This is a genomic window from Actinoplanes sp. URMC 104 (genome assembly GCF_051386375.1).
Classification (GTDB): Bacteria; Actinomycetota; Actinomycetes; order Mycobacteriales; family Micromonosporaceae; genus Actinoplanes.
Map to the genome: position 1 here is coordinate 100560 of NZ_JBPQTO010000005.1, position 17471 is coordinate 118030.

Below are 17471 nucleotides of genomic sequence, written 5' to 3' on the forward strand. Positions count from 1 at the left end.
CGTGACAGTGACCTCTCCCCCGGCCCCGGCGGTGGCCGGCGTCCGCCGCCGGGCCCCGCTCCGGTGGACCGGCGGCGCCGCGGCCGGGCTGACGCTGCTCGTGGTGACCGCGCTGTGGGCCGGCAACGGCGGCGTGCATCAGCTGGGCGGCGGAGGCGCCGCCGCGGTGTCCGCGGCCGGCCGGCTCACCGGGCTGTGGGCGTCGGACCTGCTGCTGTTGCAGGTGCTGCTGATGGCGCGCGTGCCGCTGGTCGAGCGCGCGTTCGGCCAGGACCGGCTCGCCCGCTGGCACCGCTGGACCGGCTTCTGCTCGTTCTGGCTGATGGTCGCGCACATCGTGCTGATCACGCTCGGCTACGCCGGCGCCGCGCACGCCAACGCGTTCGCCGAGCTGTGGGAGATGATCTGGACGTACCCGGGCATGCTGCTGGCCACGGCGGGCACTGCCGCGCTGGTCCTGGTCGTGGTGACGTCGGTCCGGGCGGCGCGGCGCCGGCTGCGCTACGAGTCGTGGCACCTGCTGCACCTGTACGCCTATCTCGGGGCCGGGCTGGCCCTGCCGCACCAGCTGTGGACCGGCACCGACTTCGTCGGCTCCCCCGCCGCGGCGGCGTACTGGTGGACGCTCTACGCCGTCTCCGCCGGGGCCGTACTCGCCTGCCGGGTGGCGCTGCCCGCCTGGCGCAGTTGGCGGCACGGGCTGGTGGTCAGCCACGTAGTGGCCGAGGGGCCCGGCCTGACCTCGGTGTACCTGACCGGCCGGCGCCTCGACCGGCTGCCGGTGCGCGCGGGCCAGTTCTTCCAGTGGCGTTTCCTCGACGGTCCGGGCTGGTCGCGCGCCCACCCGTACTCGCTGTCGGCGACGCCGCACGGCCGGATGGTGCGGATCACGGTCAAGGACCTCGGCGACGGCAGCGCGCGCGTCGCGACGCTGCGGCCCGGCACGAGGGCTCTCGTCGAGGGGCCGTACGGCCGGCTGACCGGTGAGGAGTACACCGGTGGTCCCGTCGTGCTGCTCGCCTGCGGCATCGGCATCACGCCGCTGCTCGCGCTGCTCGGGGACCTGCCCTACCGGCCCGGCGAGGCCACCCTGGTCTACCGGGCGCGCAGCGAGGCGGAGGTCGCCTTCCGCGACGAGCTCACGTGGTTCGCCGAGAACCGGGGCGTACGCCTGGTGTTCCTGCTCGGGGCCCGCGCCCGCCGGCCCTCCTGGCTGCCCGCGCGGTACGCCGACCAGGCCGACGCCGACGCGCTGCGCGAGATCGCCCCCTGGGCCGACCGGTCGCACGTCTACATCTGCGGCCCCGAGGCGTGGACCGGGGCGGCCCGCGCCGCCGCCCGCGCCGCAGGCACCCCCGCCACTCACGTGCACACCGAACAGTTCTCCTGGTGACGAAAGGCCGCCCCGCCATGCGACGCATCACCCTCTGGCTGCTCTCCACCGTCGCGGCGCTGGTGCTGCTGTTCAGCTACCGCACCAGCACCAACGACACCGGCGCCGCCGTCGCCGCCGCGACCGCCCCCGCCACCACACCCTCGACGGCCGGCCCCGTGCCGCAGGAGACCGGGCCCTCGCCCACCACGTCGCCCAGCGCGAGCGCCTCCGACGGCGGCACCGGGGCCGCCAAGACCTACACCGGCGCGAGCGCCTCCACCCGCTGGGGCGACGTCCAGGTCACCATCACCGTCGCCGGCGGCCGGATCACCGACGTGCAGGTGCCGGTGTATCCCACCGGCAACGGGCGCGACCAGGAGATCAACGCGTACGCGGTGCCCGCCCTGGTGCAGGAGACCTTGGAGGCTCAGGGCTCGGACATCGACGTGGTCTCCGGCGCCACCGTCACCAGCGAGGGCTACCTGCAGTCGCTGCAGTCGGCCCTGGACGCCGCGCACCTGTCGTGACGGCCGGCCGGCTCAGTCGAACAGCTCGCCGATGCGGTCGGCGAAGGTCAGCACCGACAGCACGCCGAACAGCAAAAAGGACCAGACCAGTGCGCCCAGGCGGACGCCGCGGACGCGGATCGGCTCCGGCAGGATGCGGCGGTTGATGAGCACCAGCAGTCCGGAGTAGAGGAACATCATGAAGCCGCCCACCACGGCCGAGATGACCAGCAGCACGATCGGCTGGCTGAAGCCGGCGACCAGCACCACGATGCCGATGGCGACCAGGCCCCACACCAGGACGGCGTACACCTTGCTCTCGTTGGCGTGCCGGGCGTACGAGGTCTTGATGACGTCGGCGGCCAGCCGGCTCGTGTAGTCGACGATGCCCAGCGCGGCGGCGAACAGCGAGAACGCGCCGATGACCCAGAACAGGTACTGGAACCACGAGCCGACCCGCTCGGCCAGCACCTGGCCCTCGACCTGCAGGAAGCCGATGCTGTTCTCCAGGCCCTCGCGGCCGAACACGGTGGAGTACGCGAGCAGCGAGGTGAACAGGATCGTCACAAAGGTGATCAGCACGAACGTGGTGAGCTGCTCGATGTTCGCGAACTTCCACCAGCCGCGCCAGCGCCGCAGGTTGTCGGGGGTGGGCTCGAAGACGTACCCGGTGCTGGGTTCGGCCTCCGGCTGACCGGTCACGGGGCTGACCAGCCGGGGGACGTACGTGCCCATGCCGTAGCCCTTGTCGCGGATCCAGTTGGACTGCACCAGGTTCTGCCCGCCGCCGGCCCCGGCGAACGCGAGCGCGCCGAGCAGCAGCGCGAAGCCCAGCTCGTCGATCGGCAGCCGCGGCCGCGTGACCACCTGCGGCAGGTCGGCCCACGCCGACGCGCCGACCGCGAAGATCGCCGCCACCACGAAGAACGTGATGACCGCCGCGACCTTGAGCATCTGCGCGCGTTCGAGCGCGACGTAGACGACCGGCGCGAGCGTGAGGATCAGCCCGATGGCCACGAGCATGCAGACGGCGATCACGGTGCGGTTGCCGCCGAAGATGTACGTCGTGAGGGTCGCCGAGCTGGTCACCCACCCGGGCCACAGGTTCGCGAAGTACGTCAGGACCGCGAACACCAGCCCCCAGTGCCGCCAGTAGCGGCTGAAGCCGGTCAGCGCGGTCTCGCCGGTCGCCAGCGTGTACCGCTCGATCTCCATGTTGAGGAAGTACTGCGTGATCAGCCCGACCAGCGCGGCCCACACGAACACCAGCCCCACCTGCGAGGCGATGTACGGGAACAGCACGAACTCGCCGGAGGCCAGGCCCACGCCCGCCGCGATGATGCCGGGGCCGATCAGCCGCCCGTAGCGGCGCGGCTCGTCCGGCAGCTCGCGGATCTGGGGCGCGGGCAGATAGCGGGTCGGGAAAGCGTCGGTGATCGCCACGGCCGCTCCTCGCTCGGGAGACATCAACCATGGTCATTCCCGCGCCGCTGTGTCAAGGGCCTTCGACCGGCAAGCGTCTCGCGTATGGGCCGTGGATCCTCGGCGATGGCTGCGGCCGGGGCGCGCCTGTTCACTGAGGACATGAACGCAGTGAGGGTGACCGCGCTGATCGCGGCGACCATGACCACGGGACTGATGGCCGGGGTGTTCGGGCTCTACCAGCACACCGTGATGGTGGGGCTCGGACGCACCGACGATCGCACGTTCATCGGCGCCTTCCAGGCCCTCGACCGCGCCATCCTCAACCCGTGGTTCCTTCTGAGCTTCGTCGGGGCGCTGCTGTTCACGGCCGTCTCGGCGTTCCTCGGCCCCGGCCGCCGGGCGCTGCCGTGGGTGCTGGCCGCGCTCGTGCTCTACCTGGTCGTCTTCGCCGTCACGGTGGCGGTCAACGTGCCCCTCAACGACGCCCTCAAGGCCGCCGGCGACCCCGCCACCCTGGCCGATCCCGCCGCCGTCCGCGCTGCCTTCGACGAGGCCCGCTGGACCGCCTGGAATCTGCTGCGCACGCTGGCCACCACGGCCGCCTTCGGCTGCCTGTGCTGGTCCCTGGTCGCCCACGGCCGATCCTGAGGGAGCCGCGTCGACCCGGCTCGTCCCGGGATCAGGAGGCGCGTGTGCCGAAACGGTGGGACAGGGCCGCGGGGCTTTCCGGCAGCATGTCGCCGGGGCGGACCAGGCCGCACTGGTACGCGAGGACGACCAGCTGCGCGCGGTCGCGGACGCCCAGTTTGGTCATCGCCCGGTTCACGTGGGTCTTCGCGGTCAGCGGCGACATGCGCAGCCGGGCGGCGATGTCGTCGTTGGACAGTCCGTGGGCGACCAGGACGAGGATCTCCCGCTCGCGCTCGGTGAGGTCGTCGAGCGCGGGCGGCGGAACCGTCTCGGGCCGCAGGTGCTCGAGGAACCGGCCGACCAGGGCTCGGGTGGCGCGCGGCGACAGCAGCGCCTCGCCGTCGGCGACCACCCGGATGGCGTGCAGCAGGTCCTCCGGCGCGACGCTCTTGCCGAGGAACCCGCTCGCGCCGGCCTGCAGGGCCAGCACCACGTTGTCGTCCTCCTCGAACGTGGTCAGCACGAGCACCCGCACGCCGGCCAGGTCGCGGTCGGCGCCGATGCGCCGGGTCGCCTCGAGGCCGTCCATGTGCGGCATCCGGATGTCCATCAGCACCACGTCGGCGCGGGCGGTGCGGGCGAGGTCGAGCGCCTCGCGGCCGTCGCCGGCCTCGGCGACCACCTCGAACCCCGGCTCCGCGTCGATGATCATGCGGAAGCCCGCGCGGATCAGCGCCTGGTCGTCGGCGAGCAGCACGCGGATGGTCACGCCGGTCGCACCCGGCCCCGCGGCCGTGCGCCGCGCCCGGCGGTCCGGGCCGGCGTCGGCGTCGGCGCCGGCAGCACCGCGTGCATCCGGAACTCGTCCCCGGTCGTGCCCACCACCTCGATCTCGACCGCGCCCGGTCGCTGGTCCACCGTGAGCCGGGCCGCGCGTACGCCGTGCCGGTGCGCGCCGGTCAGCGCCTCCTCGGCGATCCGGCATGCCGCCTCGGGCACCGGCGACTGATCGCCGCGCTGCCGCAGCTCCACCGTGAGCCCGGCCCGCGCCAGCCGCGCGACCAGCTGCGGCAGCCGGTCGCCGGGCCGCCCCGCGAGCGACCGGGCCTGCGCGAGCACGCTGTCGGAGGCCTCCCGGAGGCGGTCCGGCTCCTCGAGGACCCGGGCGGCGGCGAGGGCCTGCGCGTTGACGGCCGCGATCTGGCTCACCATGGCGTCGCGCAGCTCCCGGCCGAGGCGCAACGGGCGGGGGCCGCACCCGGCCGGGGCCGGCGCCGGCTCCGCGGCCGGCAGCACCGCGTGCACCCGGAACCCGTCCGAGGTCACGCCCGCGGTGAGGGTGCCGCCCGCGGTGACGGCGCGCTCGCGCATGCCGAGCAGCCCGTACCCGGACCCGGCCGGCGGCGCGCCCGGCGGCATCGCGTTGAGCACCTCGATCTCGACCGCCTCCGCGGTGCGGCGCACGGTGAGCCGGGTCGCGCCGGCGCCGTGCTTGTGCGCGTTCGTCAGTGCCTCCTGCGCGATCCGGTACGCCGCGAGGTCGACCACGGCCGGCAGCTCGCCCGGCTCGCCGTCGCGCCGGACGTCCACGGCGAGCCCGGCCGCCGCCAGCCCGTCCAGCAGCTCGGGCAGCCGCGCCAGCCCCGGCGTCGGCTCGGTCCCGGTCGGGGTCCCGCCCGGCTCGTCGGCGCGCAGCACCCCCACCACGGACTGGATCTCGGCGAGCACGCTGTCCGACGCGTCGCGGATGTGCGCCAGCGCGGGCGCCACCTGGTCGGGCCGGCGCGCCATGACGTGCGCGGCGGCGCCGGCCTGCACGTTGATCACCGCGATGTGGTGCGCCACCACGTCGTGCAGCTCCCGGGCGATGCGCAGCCGCTCCTCGGTCACCCGGCGGCGGGCCTCGTCCTCGCGGCTCTGCTCGGCGCGGTGGGCCCGCTCCTCCACCTCCCGCACGTACGCCCGGTGCGAGCGGGTCGCGTCGCCCACCGCCGCGGCCAGGAACACCCAGGCGAACAGGCCGAGGACGTCGGCCCGCAGCCAGGCGTCCCGGTTGAGCACCACCACGGTCAGATAGACCACTGTGGACGCCGCCACGGCGCACGCCCAGCCGCGGCGCCGGTCGGTGTGCGCGGCGATCGAGTACGTGATGACGCCCAGCGCCACGATCAGCCCGGGGTTGCGGACCTCCTGCACCACGGCGGCGGCGGTGGCCGTGGTGGCGATCGCGAGCGCGAGCAGCGGCCGCCGGCGCCGCCCCAGCACCGCCACGAACGCCACCACCGCGATCAGCACGTCCCAGCCCGTCGGCCGGTGGGTGGACTCGGGCAGCGCCGCCTTGAACACGGCGGCCGACAGCACGAGGGCCAGCACGAAGTCCACGAGCAGGGGCCGCTCGGCGACGACCCGCCAGCGCCCGATCAGGTGTCCCTCCGTGGATGTCATCACCGCCGACCCTACGCGGGCCGGCAACCGGGGCGCGTCCTCTCGTCGTGGTAGCGGGCGGCGCCGGCGGTACCGCAACCGTCGTACGCGACGGCCCACGGCTGGACGACGACTTCCGGCGCGGTTTTCGCGACCGTGGAGCGGTCCAGGCGACCCGGCTTCGGGGGAGAACGATGGCTACCTATCTGTATCGGCTCGGCCGGCTCAGCTTCCGGCGACGCAAGCTGGTCCTCGCGATCTGGCTGGCGGTGCTCGGGTTGTTCGGCGTGGGCGCCGCCACGCTGTCCGGGCCCACCTCCGACGACTTCGCCATCCCCGGCACCGAGGCGCAGCAGGCGCAGGACCTGCTTGGCGAGCGGTTCGGCGAGTCGCCGGCGGGCGGCGCCGAGGCGCGGGTGGTGTTCGCGGCGCCGACCGGCGAGAAGCTCACCGATCCGCAGAACCGGGCGGCGGTCGGCCGTACGGTCGCCGCCCTGCGCACGGGTGCGCAGGTGGCCGACGTGAGCGATCCGCTGCGCGGCACGATCAACCCGGACGGCACGATCGCGTACGCCCGGGTCGCGTACCGGGTGCCGGCGTCCGAGGTGACCGACGCCGACCGCGAGGCGCTGCTCGCGGCCGCCGCCACCGGCCGGGACGCCGGGCTGACCGTGGAGGCCGGCGGCGAGGTCCTGCAGAGCGAGCCGGAACAGGGGCTCAGCGAGGTGATCGGCTTCGGCGTCGCCGCGGTCGTGCTGACCGTGACGTTCGGCTCGCTCGTCGCGGCCGGGCTGCCGCTGCTCACCGCGTTCCTCGGGGTGGCCGCCACGATGACCGGCATCCAGGTGGCGTCCGGCTTCTTCGACCTGAGCAGCAGCACCTCGACGCTGGCGCTGATGCTGGGCATCGCGGTGAGCATCGACTACGCCCTGTTCATCGTGTCCCGGTACCGGCACGAGCTGGCCGCGGGCCGGACCGGCGCGGAGGCGGCCGGGCGCGCGGTCGGCACCGCCGGGTCGGCGGTCACGTTCGCCGGGCTCACCGTGCTGGTGGCGCTGACCGCGCTGGCCGTGGTGAACATCCCGGTGCTCACCGAGATGGGCCTGGCCGCCGCCGGCGCGGTCGCGGTGGCCGTGCTCATCGCGCTGACCCTGCTGCCGGCGCTGCTCGGGTTCACCGGGCGGCGGATCACCGGGCGCGCCGGGCGCACCCGCGACATCGAGGCCGACGGGCAGCGACCGGTGCTGAGCCTGCGGTGGGCGCGGGCGATCACCCGGCGTCCGCTGCTGACCGTGGGCACCGCCGTCGCCGGGCTGCTGCTGATCGCCGTGCCCGCGCTGGATCTGCGGCTGGGGCTGCCCGGCGACAACATGGCCGCGCCGGACACCACCCAGCGCAAGGCGTACGACCTGGTGACCGAGGGCTTCGGCGCGGGCTTCAACGGGCCGCTGCTGGTGGTCGTCGACGCCGCCGGCAGCGCCGATCCCCAGGCGGCGGCGACCGAGGCGGCCGGCACGATCTCGGCCCTGCCGGGCGTGGTGTCGGTGAGCCCGCCGACGTTCAACCCCGCCGGCGACACCGCGATGCTGCAGGTGGTCCCGGCCGGGGCGCCCGACAGCACGCAGACCACCGACCTGGTGCACGCGATCCGCGACGCCGACCCGCAGCTGCGGGACCGCACCGGCGCCGACCTGTCGGTCACCGGCACGACGGCGGTCACGATCGACATCGCCGCGAAGATGGGCGACGCGTTGCTGCCGTACGTCTCGGTGATCGTCGTGCTGGCGTTCCTGCTGCTCACCGTGCTGTTCCGGTCGGTGCTGGTGCCGCTCAAGGCGATCGGCGGGTTCCTGCTGTCGGTCGTCGCGACGTTCGGCGCGGTGGTGGCGGTGTTCCAGTGGGGCTGGCTGGCCGGGCTGATCGGGGTGGACCAGACCGGGCCGATCGTCAGCCTGCTGCCGGTCATCCTCATCGGCATCGTGTTCGGCCTCGCCATGGACTACGAGGTGTTCCTGGTCAGCCGGATGCGCGAGGAGCACGTGCACGGCGCGCCGCCGGACCGGTCGGTGACCGTGGGCTTCGCGCACGGCGCCCGGGTGGTCACCGCCGCGGCGATCATCATGATCAGCGTGTTCGCCGGGTTCGTCCTGGCGCCCGATCCGCTGATCAAGTCGATCGGCTTCGCGCTGGCCGCGGCGATCCTGCTGGACGCGTTCGTGGTGCGGATGACGATCGTGCCGGCGGTGATGGCGCTGCTCGGCCGCCGGGCGTGGGCGCTGCCGCGTTGGCTCGACCGGCTCCTGCCGAACGTCGACGTGGAGGGCGAACGGCTGCGCGAGACCGTCCCCGACGAGCCGCCCGCCCTGCCTCAGCCGGTCGGCGCCGGCCGCTGAGGGGCCCCTCTCCGGGTGCCCGGCCCGCGCCGGGCACCCGGTTCCGGTCGGCTCGTCGCCTCAGGAGAGCGGGGTGCGGGCGATCGCCCTCTCGGTCAGGCTGCCCAGCCAGAGCGTGTCGCCGTGCCGGCGCACCCCGGTGGCCATGACGTAGCGGCCGGACGGGCCGTGCAGGGTCCGCAGCACGGCGCCGTCGCCGTCGACCTCGGCCGCGATGACGTACGGCAACGGCTGCGGCTGCAGGCGGGCGGGCAGCACGGCCGCGATCCGGCGCAGCGCCGGATGCGGCAGCAGCCGCTCGGCCAGCGCGACGCGAGGGCTGGCCAGCGCGATCCAGTAGGTGCCGTCGCCCGCCGAGGACATGTTGTCGGGGTAGGCGGGCAGGTCGCCGAGCACGCGGACGGCGCCGTCCGGCAGCGACAGCCGCACCAGCCGGTGGGACACCGTCTCGCAGACCAGCAGCGCGTCCTCGCCCGGGGTGAGCGCCACACCGTTCGGGAAGTGGAAGCCCTCGGCGACCACGTCGGTGCGGCGCGACACCGGGTCGTAGGCCAGCACGCGCCCGTTGGGCCGGTGCTCCAGCAGGTCGCGCCGCCAGTGCGAGACGGGGAACCGGCGCGAGCTGTCGGTGAAGTACACCGTGCCGTCGCGGGCCACGGCGGCGTTGTTGCACAGCAGGATCCGCTCGCCGGCCACCCGGTGCGCCAGGTCGGTGATGGTGCCGTCGCCGGTCAGCCGCAGCAGGCCGCGGTAGGCGTCGCACACGATCAGGCTGCCGTCGCGGGGGTCGGCCTCGATGCCCAGCGGCCGGCCGCCGGTGTCGGCGATCAGCTCGGGCACGGCGCCGGCGTGCGCGTCCGGCGGCCAGCGCCAGATCTGCCCCTCGTGCGTGCCCGAGTAGACGTGCCCGTCCGGCCCGACCGCGACGTCCTCGGGCCCGTGCCCGTGCGGCAGGGCCAGCAGCTCCACGTCGTCGAGGCGGGTGTCGGCGGGTGCCCACGGCCCGGTGAGCGGCGGCGGCGTGGTGGCGGGCAGCTTCTGAGGGCGGATGAGCCACGGCGCGGGCGGGCGGGGAATCGGCATCTGCTCATCCTGCCGCGACTGCGCCCCGCCCGCGGACCGGCACGGTTGGATCATCGGCGGGCGGGAACCAGGAAGCATGAGCCCTTTTCGCAGTGCCGGCGACTCCAGCCGCCACGCCCGCCGCCTGGTACGCGTCGACCGCTCGCTGCCGCAGAAGGTCGGACATCCCGTACGCACCGTGGTCGTCGGCGGCGGCATCGCCGGGATGACGGCGGCGTTGCTGCTGGCCGAGCGCGGCGTCGCGGTGACCCTGCTGGAACGCGACGAGCGGCTCGGCGGGCGGCTGTCGGCCTGGCCCAAGCGGCTGGCGGACGGGTCCACCCAGATGGTCGGCCACGGGTTCCACGCGTTCTTCCGGCAGTACTACAACTGGCGCCACGTCCTGCGCCGCATCGACCCGTCGCTGTCGTTCCTGCGCCCGGCCGAGCACTATCCCGTGGTGTCGCGGACCTGGCCGGAGGAGGACTTCGGCGGCCTGCCGGGCGGCCCGCCGTGGAGCCTGGCCGCGCTGCTGGCCCGCTCCCCCAGCCTGCGGCTGCGCGAGATGCGCGACGTCGACGGGCCGGCCTCGGTGGCGCTGCTGCGGTACTCGCGGGCGCAGACGTACCGGGAGTTCGACTCGATGTCCGCGGCGGAGTACCTGGACCGGCTCGCCATGCCGGAACGGGCCCGCGCGCTGCTGTTCGACGTGTTCGCCCACTCGTTCTTCAACCACGCGGCCGAGATGTCGGCGGCCGAGATGATCATGCAGTTCCACTTCTACTTCCTGCGCAACCCCGAGGGGCTGGACTTCGACGCGCCCGAGGACGACTACCAGACCGCGATCTGGGCGCCGCTGAGCGAGCGGCTGCAGGCGCTCGGCGCGGACCTGCGCACCGGCGCGGGCGTCGACCGCATCGAACCCGGCTGGACCGTCACCCTCACCGGCGGCGAGCAGATCACCGCCGACCACGTGGTGCTCGCCACCGACCCGGCGTCCGCGCGGGCCGTCGTCGCCGCCTCGTCCGGCCTCCCGCCCCGGCTGACGAGCGAGATGGCGACGGTCGCCACCACGGCGCCGTACGCGGTGAGCCGCTTCTGGACCGACCGCGACGTGGCGGCGGAGCGCGCCGTGTTCAGCGGTGTCGCGCGCGAGCCGCTGCTGGACTCGGTGAGCCTGTTCCATCGCATCGAACGCGGCTCGGCCCGGTGGGCGCGGCGCACCGGCGGCGCCGTCGTGGAGCTGCACGCGTACGCCGCCGACTCCCAGATCGACGCCGACACCGCGGCCAAGGAGATGTGGTCGCAGCTCGCCGGGATCTGGCCGGAGGCAGGGTGGCTGCGCAGCGTGGACAGCGACAGCCGGGTCGGGTACGACGCCCCGGCGTTCGACGTGGGCAGCGACGCCACCCGTCCCGGCCCGGTCACCGACGCCGACGGGCTGCTGCTGGCCGGCGACTGGGTGCGGATGCCCATCCCCTGCGCGCTGATGGAACGCTCGGCAGCCTCGGCCGCCGTCGCGGTCAACGCCATCCTCCGCCGGCACGGCGCCCGACCGGTGCAGGTGTTCTCCGTGCCGACCCGCGGCCTGCTGGCCGGACGCCGGAGCTGACGCCCCTTTTCCCGTACGAAACGGACGAAACACGCTTGTAACCCGACCGGGTGGCAAATGGGCAAAAGCGCGCCGGAAAGCGTCATGCTCCGAGCGCCCGGCCGTTTGCCCCAGCATGGCAAAGCTACCGAAGTTCCTCCGTAACGCGGCGATGGCCGGCCTGGCCGTCTCCGCAGTCCTGCTGCCGGTCGCCGGCGGCACCGCGTCGGCTGCTCCGGCCGCCCCGCCCGCTCCCGCCGTCGTCGTCAAGGCTCCGATGCTGAGCCCGGCGGCCCGGATCGTGATGAACCGGGACCGCAACGCGGTCTGCGTCAACGCCCACGTGCAGAACGTCGGCTGGCAGGGCTGGCGGTGCTCCAGCAACCGCCGTCCCGCGGTCGCCGGCACCGAGGGCCGCTCGCTGCGGCTCGAGGCGCTGGCCATCTCGACCCGCCGCCCCGGCGGCGTGTGCGCCCAGGCGCACGTGCAGGACCAGGGCTGGCAGCGCGCCAGGTGCACCGGCGCCAACGGCACGCTGGCCATCGGCACCCAGGGCCGCTCGCTGCGGCTCGAGGCGCTGCGGCTGAGCACCCGCACGCCGGTCTGCGCCCAGGCGCACGTGGCCAACGTCGGCTGGCAGAAGTGGCAGTGCGCCCGCCGGGGCGGCCAGATCCAGGTCGGCACCGTCGGTCGCGCGCAGAGCATCGAGGCCGTGCGCGTCCTCGCCTGACCGTTCCACCATCACCGGATCGACGCCCGCGGAGCCGCACGGCTCCGCGGGCGTCCGCCTTCACCACTGCGCCGTCAGGAGCACGACCAGCACCGACAGCGGCGCGGGCGGCGGGCCGGGAAGCCCGGTGTCGGCCAGCGCCGCGCCGCTGAGGGGGACCGCGGGCGGGTCGTACCCGGGCCGGGCGGCCGGGCCGAGGCGCCGCACGGTGTAGCGCGCCGCCGGGGACAGGCCGGGGACGCGGAACCTCGGCGGCTCGTGCGTCAGCTCGTCGAGCTGGGCGTACGCCATGACGGCCGCCGACCGGTCGGGCGCGACCACCCCGTACACCCAGGGCTCTCCGGCAGCGGTGTCGAGCCGGACCGTCCGGCCCGAGTGCAGCAACCCGCGGTGGGTCCGGTAGACGTCGATCCACGCGGCGAGCGCGACCAGATCTTCCTCCGTGGCGGCGGTCAGGTCCCACTCGATGCCGAAGTGACCGAACAGCGCGGTGGCGGCCCGGAAGTCCAGCGGCAGCACCCGCTGCGTCTGGTGCGAGCACGGCGCGCTGACGTGCGCCCCGAGGTACTCCGGCGGCACCAGCTGGGCGGTCCACCGCTGGATGGCCTGGCGGGCCAGCGCGTCGTTCTGGTCGGAGGTCCACACCCGCTGGGCCCGCTGCAGCACCTCGAGGTCGATGCGGCCGCCGCCGGAGGCGCAGCTCTCCCACTCCACGTGCGGGAAGCGGGACCGCAGCTCGTCCAGCAGCCGGTAGAAGGCGACGGTCTGCGCGTGGATGCCGGGCCGCCCGTCGACGGTGCCGGACCCGCCGTCGACGGCGTCGCGGTTGTGGTCCCACTTGACGTAGTCGATCGCGTGGTCGGTCAGCACCGCGGTCATCCGGTCGAGGACGTGCCGGTACGCCCCGGGCTGCGCGAGGTCGAGGATCTGCTGGTGGCGTTCCTCCGGCGGCGTCCGGCCGCCCGAGGCGAGGATCCAGTCCGGATGGGCCCGGAACAGCTCGGAGTCGGCGTTGACCATCTCGGGCTCGAACCACAACCCGAACTGCATCCCGAGGCCGCGCACGTGGTCGATGATCGGCGTCAGCCCGTCCGGCCAGACCTCCGGCGAGACGGTCCAGTCGCCGAGCCCGGCCCGGTCGTGGCGGCGGGCGCCGAACCAGCCGTCGTCGAGCACGAAGCGCTCCACGCCGATGCGCGCCGCCCGGTCGGCCAGCTCGCGCAGCACGGGCAGGCGGTGGTCGAAGTACACCGCCTCCCAGACGTTCAGCGTCACCGGCCGCGCGGCCGCCGGGTGCGCGGGCACGGAGCGCAGATATTCATGGAAGCGGGCGGCGAGCCCGTCGAGCCCGTCGGCGGCGGCGCCGACGTACACCCAGGGGGTGGTGCAGGTGTCCCCTGGCGCGAGCGTCACCTCGCCGGGCAGCAGCAGCTCTCCCCCGCCCAGCGAGGTGACCGTCGGGCTGTTCTTGCCCAGCGGCACCCGTTCGAGCCGGTGCACGTGGTTGCCGCTCCACGCCACGTGCACGCCCCACACCTCGCCGTGCGCGAACCCGAAGCCCGGCGTGCCGGCGGTGAGCACGGTGGCCGCGTCGAAGCCGGTCTTGCCCCGCCGGTTCTCGCGCAGCCACAGGCCGTCGGTGACCGCCCGCCGCTGCGGGGTCCGTTCCCGGGCCCACCGCCCGGTGAAGTCGAGCGACTCGGTGGCCCGGTCGGGCACCGGCACCACCACCTCCAGCGCGTCCAGCTGGTAGCCGGTGGCGCCGGTGTTGGTCAGCGCGTGCCGCAGGCGCAGCAGGCCGCCGGGCACAGCCTGGACCTCGGTCCGCAACGCCAGCCCGGCCTGCTTGTCGGCGGCCTCGATCGCGGCACGTCCGGCAGTGGCGTGCAGCGACGTCGGCACGAACCGCGGGGACCAGGCCCCGGGCTCGCCGGCGCCGCGGTGGCCGGAGAGCCCCGGGCGCCCGTACCAGACCGACGAGCTCTCCGGCAGCAGCGGCAGGCCCACCGGGCACAGGGCGGCGTGGTCGGCGGCGGTCGTGGCCGGGCCGACCACGCCGCACCAGGCGACCGACGGCAGCCGGTCGGCGTGGTCGACCAGCACGAGGCCGGTGCCGCCGGGCGCCCCGATCAGGTGCGCGCTCATCACTTCACCGCGCCGCGGGTGACCCCGGAGATGACCCACCGCTGCGCGAAGACGTAGACGATGAGCAGCGGCGCCATCGCCATCAGGTAGCTGGCGAAGGCCGTCGGGTAGTTGGTCTGGAACTGGCTCTGGAACACGTACTGCACCAGCGGCAGCGTCGCCGAGCCGGGATCGGAGAGGATGACCAGCGGCAGCAAGAAGTCGTTCCAGGCCCACAGGCACGTCAGGATGCCGACCGTGGCGTTCATCGGGGCGAGCAGCGGGAAGATGACCCGCCAGAAGATCGCCCAGGTAGACGCGCCGTCGATCGCCGCGGCCTCCTCCAGCGCCGGCGGGATGCTGTTGATGTACGCGGTGAAGATGAAGATGTTGAACGCCAGCCCGTACACCACGTACAGCAGGATCAGCCCGACCCGGTTGTCCAGGTGCAGGATCGCCGTCTCCTTGGCGACCGGCAGCATGATGATCGGGAACGGCACGAACAGCGCCGAGACGAAGTAGAAGTACAGCCCCTTGAACAGGCGCCGCTTCATGTTGCGGGCGATGGCGTACGCCACCATCGAGTTCGTCAGCAGGGTCAGCACCACCGCGCCGACCGTGATGACGGCGCTGTTCAGGGCCGTACGCGGGAAGTCGGTCAGCCGCCACGCGTCGGCGAAGTTGCTCCAGCGCACCTCGGTGGGCAGCCCGAAGCCCGTGCCGCCGAGCTGGTCGGTGGTCTTCAGCGCGGTGACGACGGCGAAGTAGAGCGGGATCGCGATGGTCAGCGCGAGCACGATGAGCAAAGCGGTGAGCCACCAGTTGACGCCCGGGCCGCCGCGCCGTCTGCGGAGCCGGCGCTGCGAGGAGCGTCCGGCCAGGGTTCCGGTCTCGCCGGCTGCGGTGGACATCAGACCTCGACCTCCCGGCGCTGCAGCACGCGCAGCTGAACGATGGAGAACCCGACGATGACGATGAAGAAGACGACCGAGTTGGCGCTCTGGTAGCCGTACTCGCCGCCCTGGAACCCGCCCTTGTAGATGAGCAGGGCCACCGACTCGGTGTCGGTGCCCGGCCCGCCGCCGGTGAGCGCGACGATGTGGTCGAAGATCTGCAGGAAGCCCTTGAGCGACAGCACCATGTTGATGGTGAAGAAGCCGGCGATCATCGGGAACGTGATGCTGCGGAACTGCCGCCACGCCGACGCGCCGTCGAGGTTCGCGGCCTCGTACATCTCGGTCGGCACGGTCTGCAGCCCGGCGATGTAGATGATGATGTTGAACGCGGCGGACTGCCACACGGCGAGGATCACGATCGCGATCCACGCGGTGCTCGCCTTGGTCAGCAGCGACGTGGCCAGCGAGTCGATGCCGAGCTTGGTGGCCAGCGCGGGCAGCGAGTTGGAGAACAGGTAGTTGAAGATGTAGCCGATGACCAGGATGGCCAGCACGTTCGGGATGAAGTAGACGGCGCGCAGGCCGTTCTTGAACTTGATCCGGCCGTTGAGCCCGACCGCGACGGCCAGCGACACGATGTTGACCAGCACGGTGGCGACCGCGGCGATGAGGAACGTGAACCAGTACGCGTGCAGCACCCGCGGGTCGGTGAACAGCGCGACGTAGTTGCGCAGGCCGACGAAGTCCGCCGGGCCGTACCCGGGCGAGTCTGTGAAGCTGTAGTAGACGCCCTGGATCACCGGGATGGTGTGGAAGACGAAGAACAGCACGAACGCGGGCAGCACCATCAGGTAGAAGGCGCCCGCCAGCCGCACCCCGCGCTTGCGGCGCGGAGGTTCGGCGCCCCCGGTCGTGGTCGCCGCCGTACGGGTGGGTGTCTCGGTTGTCATGACGCGATCACCGCTCCCAGTCCCCAGGTGCGCCGCTGGGCGACCTTGTCCCAGTTGTCGTCGAGTTTGCGCAGGAAGGTGTCCTCGCTGCCGCCGATCAGGTATTCCTGCAGCAGCGCCCCCAGCGGGATGGCCTGGATGAACTGGTGGTCGGTGAAGCCGACGATGCGGCCCGACCCGATGTAGCTCTGCACGCCCGCCAGCGCCGGGTCGTCGTTGCTGAGCCCCTTGCGCGTCGGGATGGCCACCTGCGCCTTGCAGTAGTCCCGCATCACCTGCTCGCCCATGAGGAAGTCGATGAACGCGGCCGTCTCGGCCGGGTGCGCGCCGTCGCGGGCGGCGGTGATGACGACGTCCACTCCGGACACGAGCGTGGTCCGGGCCGGGTCGTTCGTGGCGGGCAACGCCATGCTGCCCACCGTGAACCCCGGCTTGCCGGCCCGGATCTGCGGAACGGCGTAGCTGCCCAGCAGCAGCATCGCCGACTCGCCGCGGGCGAAGGCGGCGGTGCCGTCCTCGTAGCCCTTCGACAGCGGGTCCGGCTGGGTGTAGCGGTACAGCTGCGCGAGCTTGGTGGCGGTCTCGCGCCAGCCGGCCGCGAACGTCGTCCGGCCCGCGAAGCGCTGCTCGAAGAAGTCGTCCGGCTGCAGCTGCGCCGACAGCGGGGCGAGCGGGGACTGGGCGGTCCACGAGTCGGCGAGCATGCCGTAGAACGGCGTGATCCCGGCCGCCCGGAACTTCTCGGCCGCCGCGATCAGCTGGTCGAACGTGGCCGGGACCTCGACGCCCTGCTGGGCGAACAGCTCGGTGTTGTAGAGCAGGCCGCTGGCGTTCGCGGCGAACGGCACTCCGTTGATCTCGCCCTTCCCGCCGGCGCCGAGGTTGCCGATCACCGACAGGTACGCCGGGTTGACGTCGGCGAGCACCCGGTCGTCGCGGAAGTCGCGGAAGATCCGGGCGCTGGCGAACTCGCCGAACGTGCCGTTGGCGTTGAGCGTCATGACGTCCGGGACGTCGTCCTTGACCAGCCGGGTCCGCAGCGCGGTCTCCGGGTCGGCCGGGTTGTCGACCACCACCCGGATGTCCGGGTGCGACTTCTCGAACTGGGCGGCGAGCTGCTGGAAGTACTGCTGGGCCTCGGACTTGAACTGGAAGAACGTGATGGTGGTGCGGCCGTCGCCCGACGAGCAGCCGGCCAGGGCGGATCCGGCCAGCAGGGCGATGGTCGCGAGGGCTGCGGTGAGCGCCGACCTCGGTCGCGCTGAGGCGGCTGGTGGACGTGGGAGCACGACGATCCTCCAACCTTATTAATTTCAATCACGTTGAAACTAACTACCTGCCGGGTCCCGGGCAAGGGCCACTCCG

General features: G+C 73.4%; 14 protein-coding genes. 6 read left to right on the forward strand and 8 right to left on the reverse strand.

All coding sequences use genetic code 11. From position 1 onward, the window contains the following. The first annotated feature begins 1 nt into the window (after position 1). Both ACSNN8_RS20365 and ACSNN8_RS20370 read left to right on the forward strand, forming a co-directional pair. Positions 2-1393: a ferredoxin reductase family protein gene (locus ACSNN8_RS20365; RefSeq protein WP_436650856.1), complete on the forward strand. Its 1392-nt coding sequence runs from the start codon at positions 2-4 to the stop codon at positions 1391-1393. Then, a complete protein-coding gene (locus ACSNN8_RS20370) occupies positions 1390-1902 on the forward strand; it encodes an FMN-binding protein (protein ID WP_436650857.1) in 513 nt (170 codons plus the stop codon). Before ACSNN8_RS20365 ends, ACSNN8_RS20370 begins: the two co-directional genes overlap by 4 nt. 12 nt (positions 1903-1914) lie before the next feature. Here ACSNN8_RS20370 and ACSNN8_RS20375 read toward each other — a convergent pair whose 3' ends face one another. Beyond that, positions 1915-3324 carry an Nramp family divalent metal transporter gene (locus ACSNN8_RS20375; RefSeq protein ID WP_436650858.1) on the reverse strand — a complete coding sequence of 470 codons (1410 nt, stop codon included), beginning with the start codon at positions 3322-3324 and terminating at the stop codon, positions 1915-1917. Between the two features lie 141 nt (positions 3325-3465). On the opposite strand from ACSNN8_RS20375, the gene ACSNN8_RS20380 reads away from it, so the two are divergent. Then, positions 3466-3954 carry a DUF1772 domain-containing protein gene (locus tag ACSNN8_RS20380; protein ID WP_436650859.1) on the forward strand — a complete coding sequence of 163 codons (489 nt, stop codon included), beginning with the start codon at positions 3466-3468 and terminating at the stop codon, positions 3952-3954. 31 nt (positions 3955-3985) lie between these two features. On the opposite strand, the gene ACSNN8_RS20385 is transcribed toward ACSNN8_RS20380, so the two are convergent. Further along, positions 3986-4705 carry a response regulator gene (locus ACSNN8_RS20385; RefSeq protein WP_436650860.1) on the reverse strand — a complete coding sequence of 240 codons (720 nt, stop codon included), beginning with the start codon at positions 4703-4705 and terminating at the stop codon, positions 3986-3988. Further along, on the reverse strand, positions 4702-6381 hold the full coding sequence (locus ACSNN8_RS20390) for a sensor histidine kinase (RefSeq protein ID WP_436650861.1): 1680 nt from the start codon (positions 6379-6381) through the stop codon (positions 4702-4704). The genes ACSNN8_RS20385 and ACSNN8_RS20390 overlap by 4 nt, the downstream gene beginning before the upstream one ends. A 173-nt stretch (positions 6382-6554) precedes the next feature. On the opposite strand from ACSNN8_RS20390, the gene ACSNN8_RS20395 reads away from it, so the two are divergent. Continuing rightward, positions 6555-8753: an MMPL family transporter gene (locus ACSNN8_RS20395; RefSeq protein ID WP_436650862.1), complete on the forward strand. Its 2199-nt coding sequence runs from the start codon at positions 6555-6557 to the stop codon at positions 8751-8753. A 60-nt stretch (positions 8754-8813) separates the two neighbouring features. On the opposite strand, the gene ACSNN8_RS20400 is transcribed toward ACSNN8_RS20395, so the two are convergent. After that, a complete protein-coding gene (locus ACSNN8_RS20400) occupies positions 8814-9836 on the reverse strand; it encodes an SMP-30/gluconolactonase/LRE family protein (protein ID WP_436650863.1) in 1023 nt (340 codons plus the stop codon). Between the two features lie 76 nt (positions 9837-9912). Between ACSNN8_RS20400 and ACSNN8_RS20405 the strand changes: the two genes are divergently transcribed. Together ACSNN8_RS20405 and ACSNN8_RS20410 are read left to right on the forward strand one after the other, a co-directional pair. Continuing rightward, entirely contained in the window at positions 9913-11427 is a 1515-nt protein-coding gene (locus tag ACSNN8_RS20405; RefSeq protein WP_436650864.1) for an FAD-dependent oxidoreductase, read from the forward strand. 115 nt (positions 11428-11542) lie between these two features. After that, entirely contained in the window at positions 11543-12136 is a 594-nt protein-coding gene (locus ACSNN8_RS20410; RefSeq protein WP_436650865.1) for a hypothetical protein, read from the forward strand. 60 nt (positions 12137-12196) lie between these two features. On the opposite strand, the gene ACSNN8_RS20415 is transcribed toward ACSNN8_RS20410, so the two are convergent. From ACSNN8_RS20415 to ACSNN8_RS20430, 4 genes are read right to left on the reverse strand one after another with little or no spacing between them, the layout of a single operon-like run. Further along, complete coding sequence (locus ACSNN8_RS20415) at positions 12197-14281, reverse strand: alpha-galactosidase (protein ID WP_436650866.1); 2085 nt, start codon at positions 14279-14281, stop codon at positions 12197-12199. Next, on the reverse strand, positions 14281-15171 hold the full coding sequence (locus ACSNN8_RS20420; protein ID WP_436650867.1) for a carbohydrate ABC transporter permease: 891 nt from the start codon (positions 15169-15171) through the stop codon (positions 14281-14283). Before ACSNN8_RS20420 ends, ACSNN8_RS20415 begins: the two co-directional genes overlap by 1 nt. After that, a complete protein-coding gene (locus ACSNN8_RS20425; protein WP_436650868.1) occupies positions 15171-16106 on the reverse strand; it encodes a carbohydrate ABC transporter permease in 936 nt (311 codons plus the stop codon). The genes ACSNN8_RS20420 and ACSNN8_RS20425 overlap by 1 nt, the downstream gene beginning before the upstream one ends. Further along, positions 16103-17395 (reverse strand): ABC transporter substrate-binding protein, encoded by a 1293-nt coding sequence (locus ACSNN8_RS20430; RefSeq protein WP_436650869.1) that lies wholly within the window; start codon positions 17393-17395, stop codon positions 16103-16105. The genes ACSNN8_RS20425 and ACSNN8_RS20430 overlap by 4 nt, the downstream gene beginning before the upstream one ends. Positions 17396-17471: the final 76 nt, after the last annotated feature.

Bases quoted from the DNA above. Each gene is read 5' to 3' on its own strand.
- ACSNN8_RS20425 (WP_436650868.1), bottom strand. From the start codon at position 16,106: ATGACAACCGAGACACCCACCCGTACGGCGGCGACCACGACCGGGGGC.
- ACSNN8_RS20420 (WP_436650867.1), bottom strand. From the start codon at position 15,171: ATGTCCACCGCAGCCGGCGAGACCGGAACCCTGGCCGGACGCTCCTCG.
- ACSNN8_RS20390 (WP_436650861.1), bottom strand. From the start codon at position 6,381: ATGACATCCACGGAGGGACACCTGATCGGGCGCTGGCGGGTCGTCGCC.
- ACSNN8_RS20410 (WP_436650865.1), top strand. From the start codon at position 11,543: ATGGCAAAGCTACCGAAGTTCCTCCGTAACGCGGCGATGGCCGGCCTG.
- ACSNN8_RS20380 (WP_436650859.1), top strand. From the start codon at position 3,466: ATGAACGCAGTGAGGGTGACCGCGCTGATCGCGGCGACCATGACCACG.
- ACSNN8_RS20400 (WP_436650863.1), bottom strand. From the start codon at position 9,836: ATGCCGATTCCCCGCCCGCCCGCGCCGTGGCTCATCCGCCCTCAGAAG.
- ACSNN8_RS20415 (WP_436650866.1), bottom strand. From the start codon at position 14,281: ATGAGCGCGCACCTGATCGGGGCGCCCGGCGGCACCGGCCTCGTGCTG.
- ACSNN8_RS20395 (WP_436650862.1), top strand. From the start codon at position 6,555: ATGGCTACCTATCTGTATCGGCTCGGCCGGCTCAGCTTCCGGCGACGC.
- ACSNN8_RS20405 (WP_436650864.1), top strand. From the start codon at position 9,913: ATGAGCCCTTTTCGCAGTGCCGGCGACTCCAGCCGCCACGCCCGCCGC.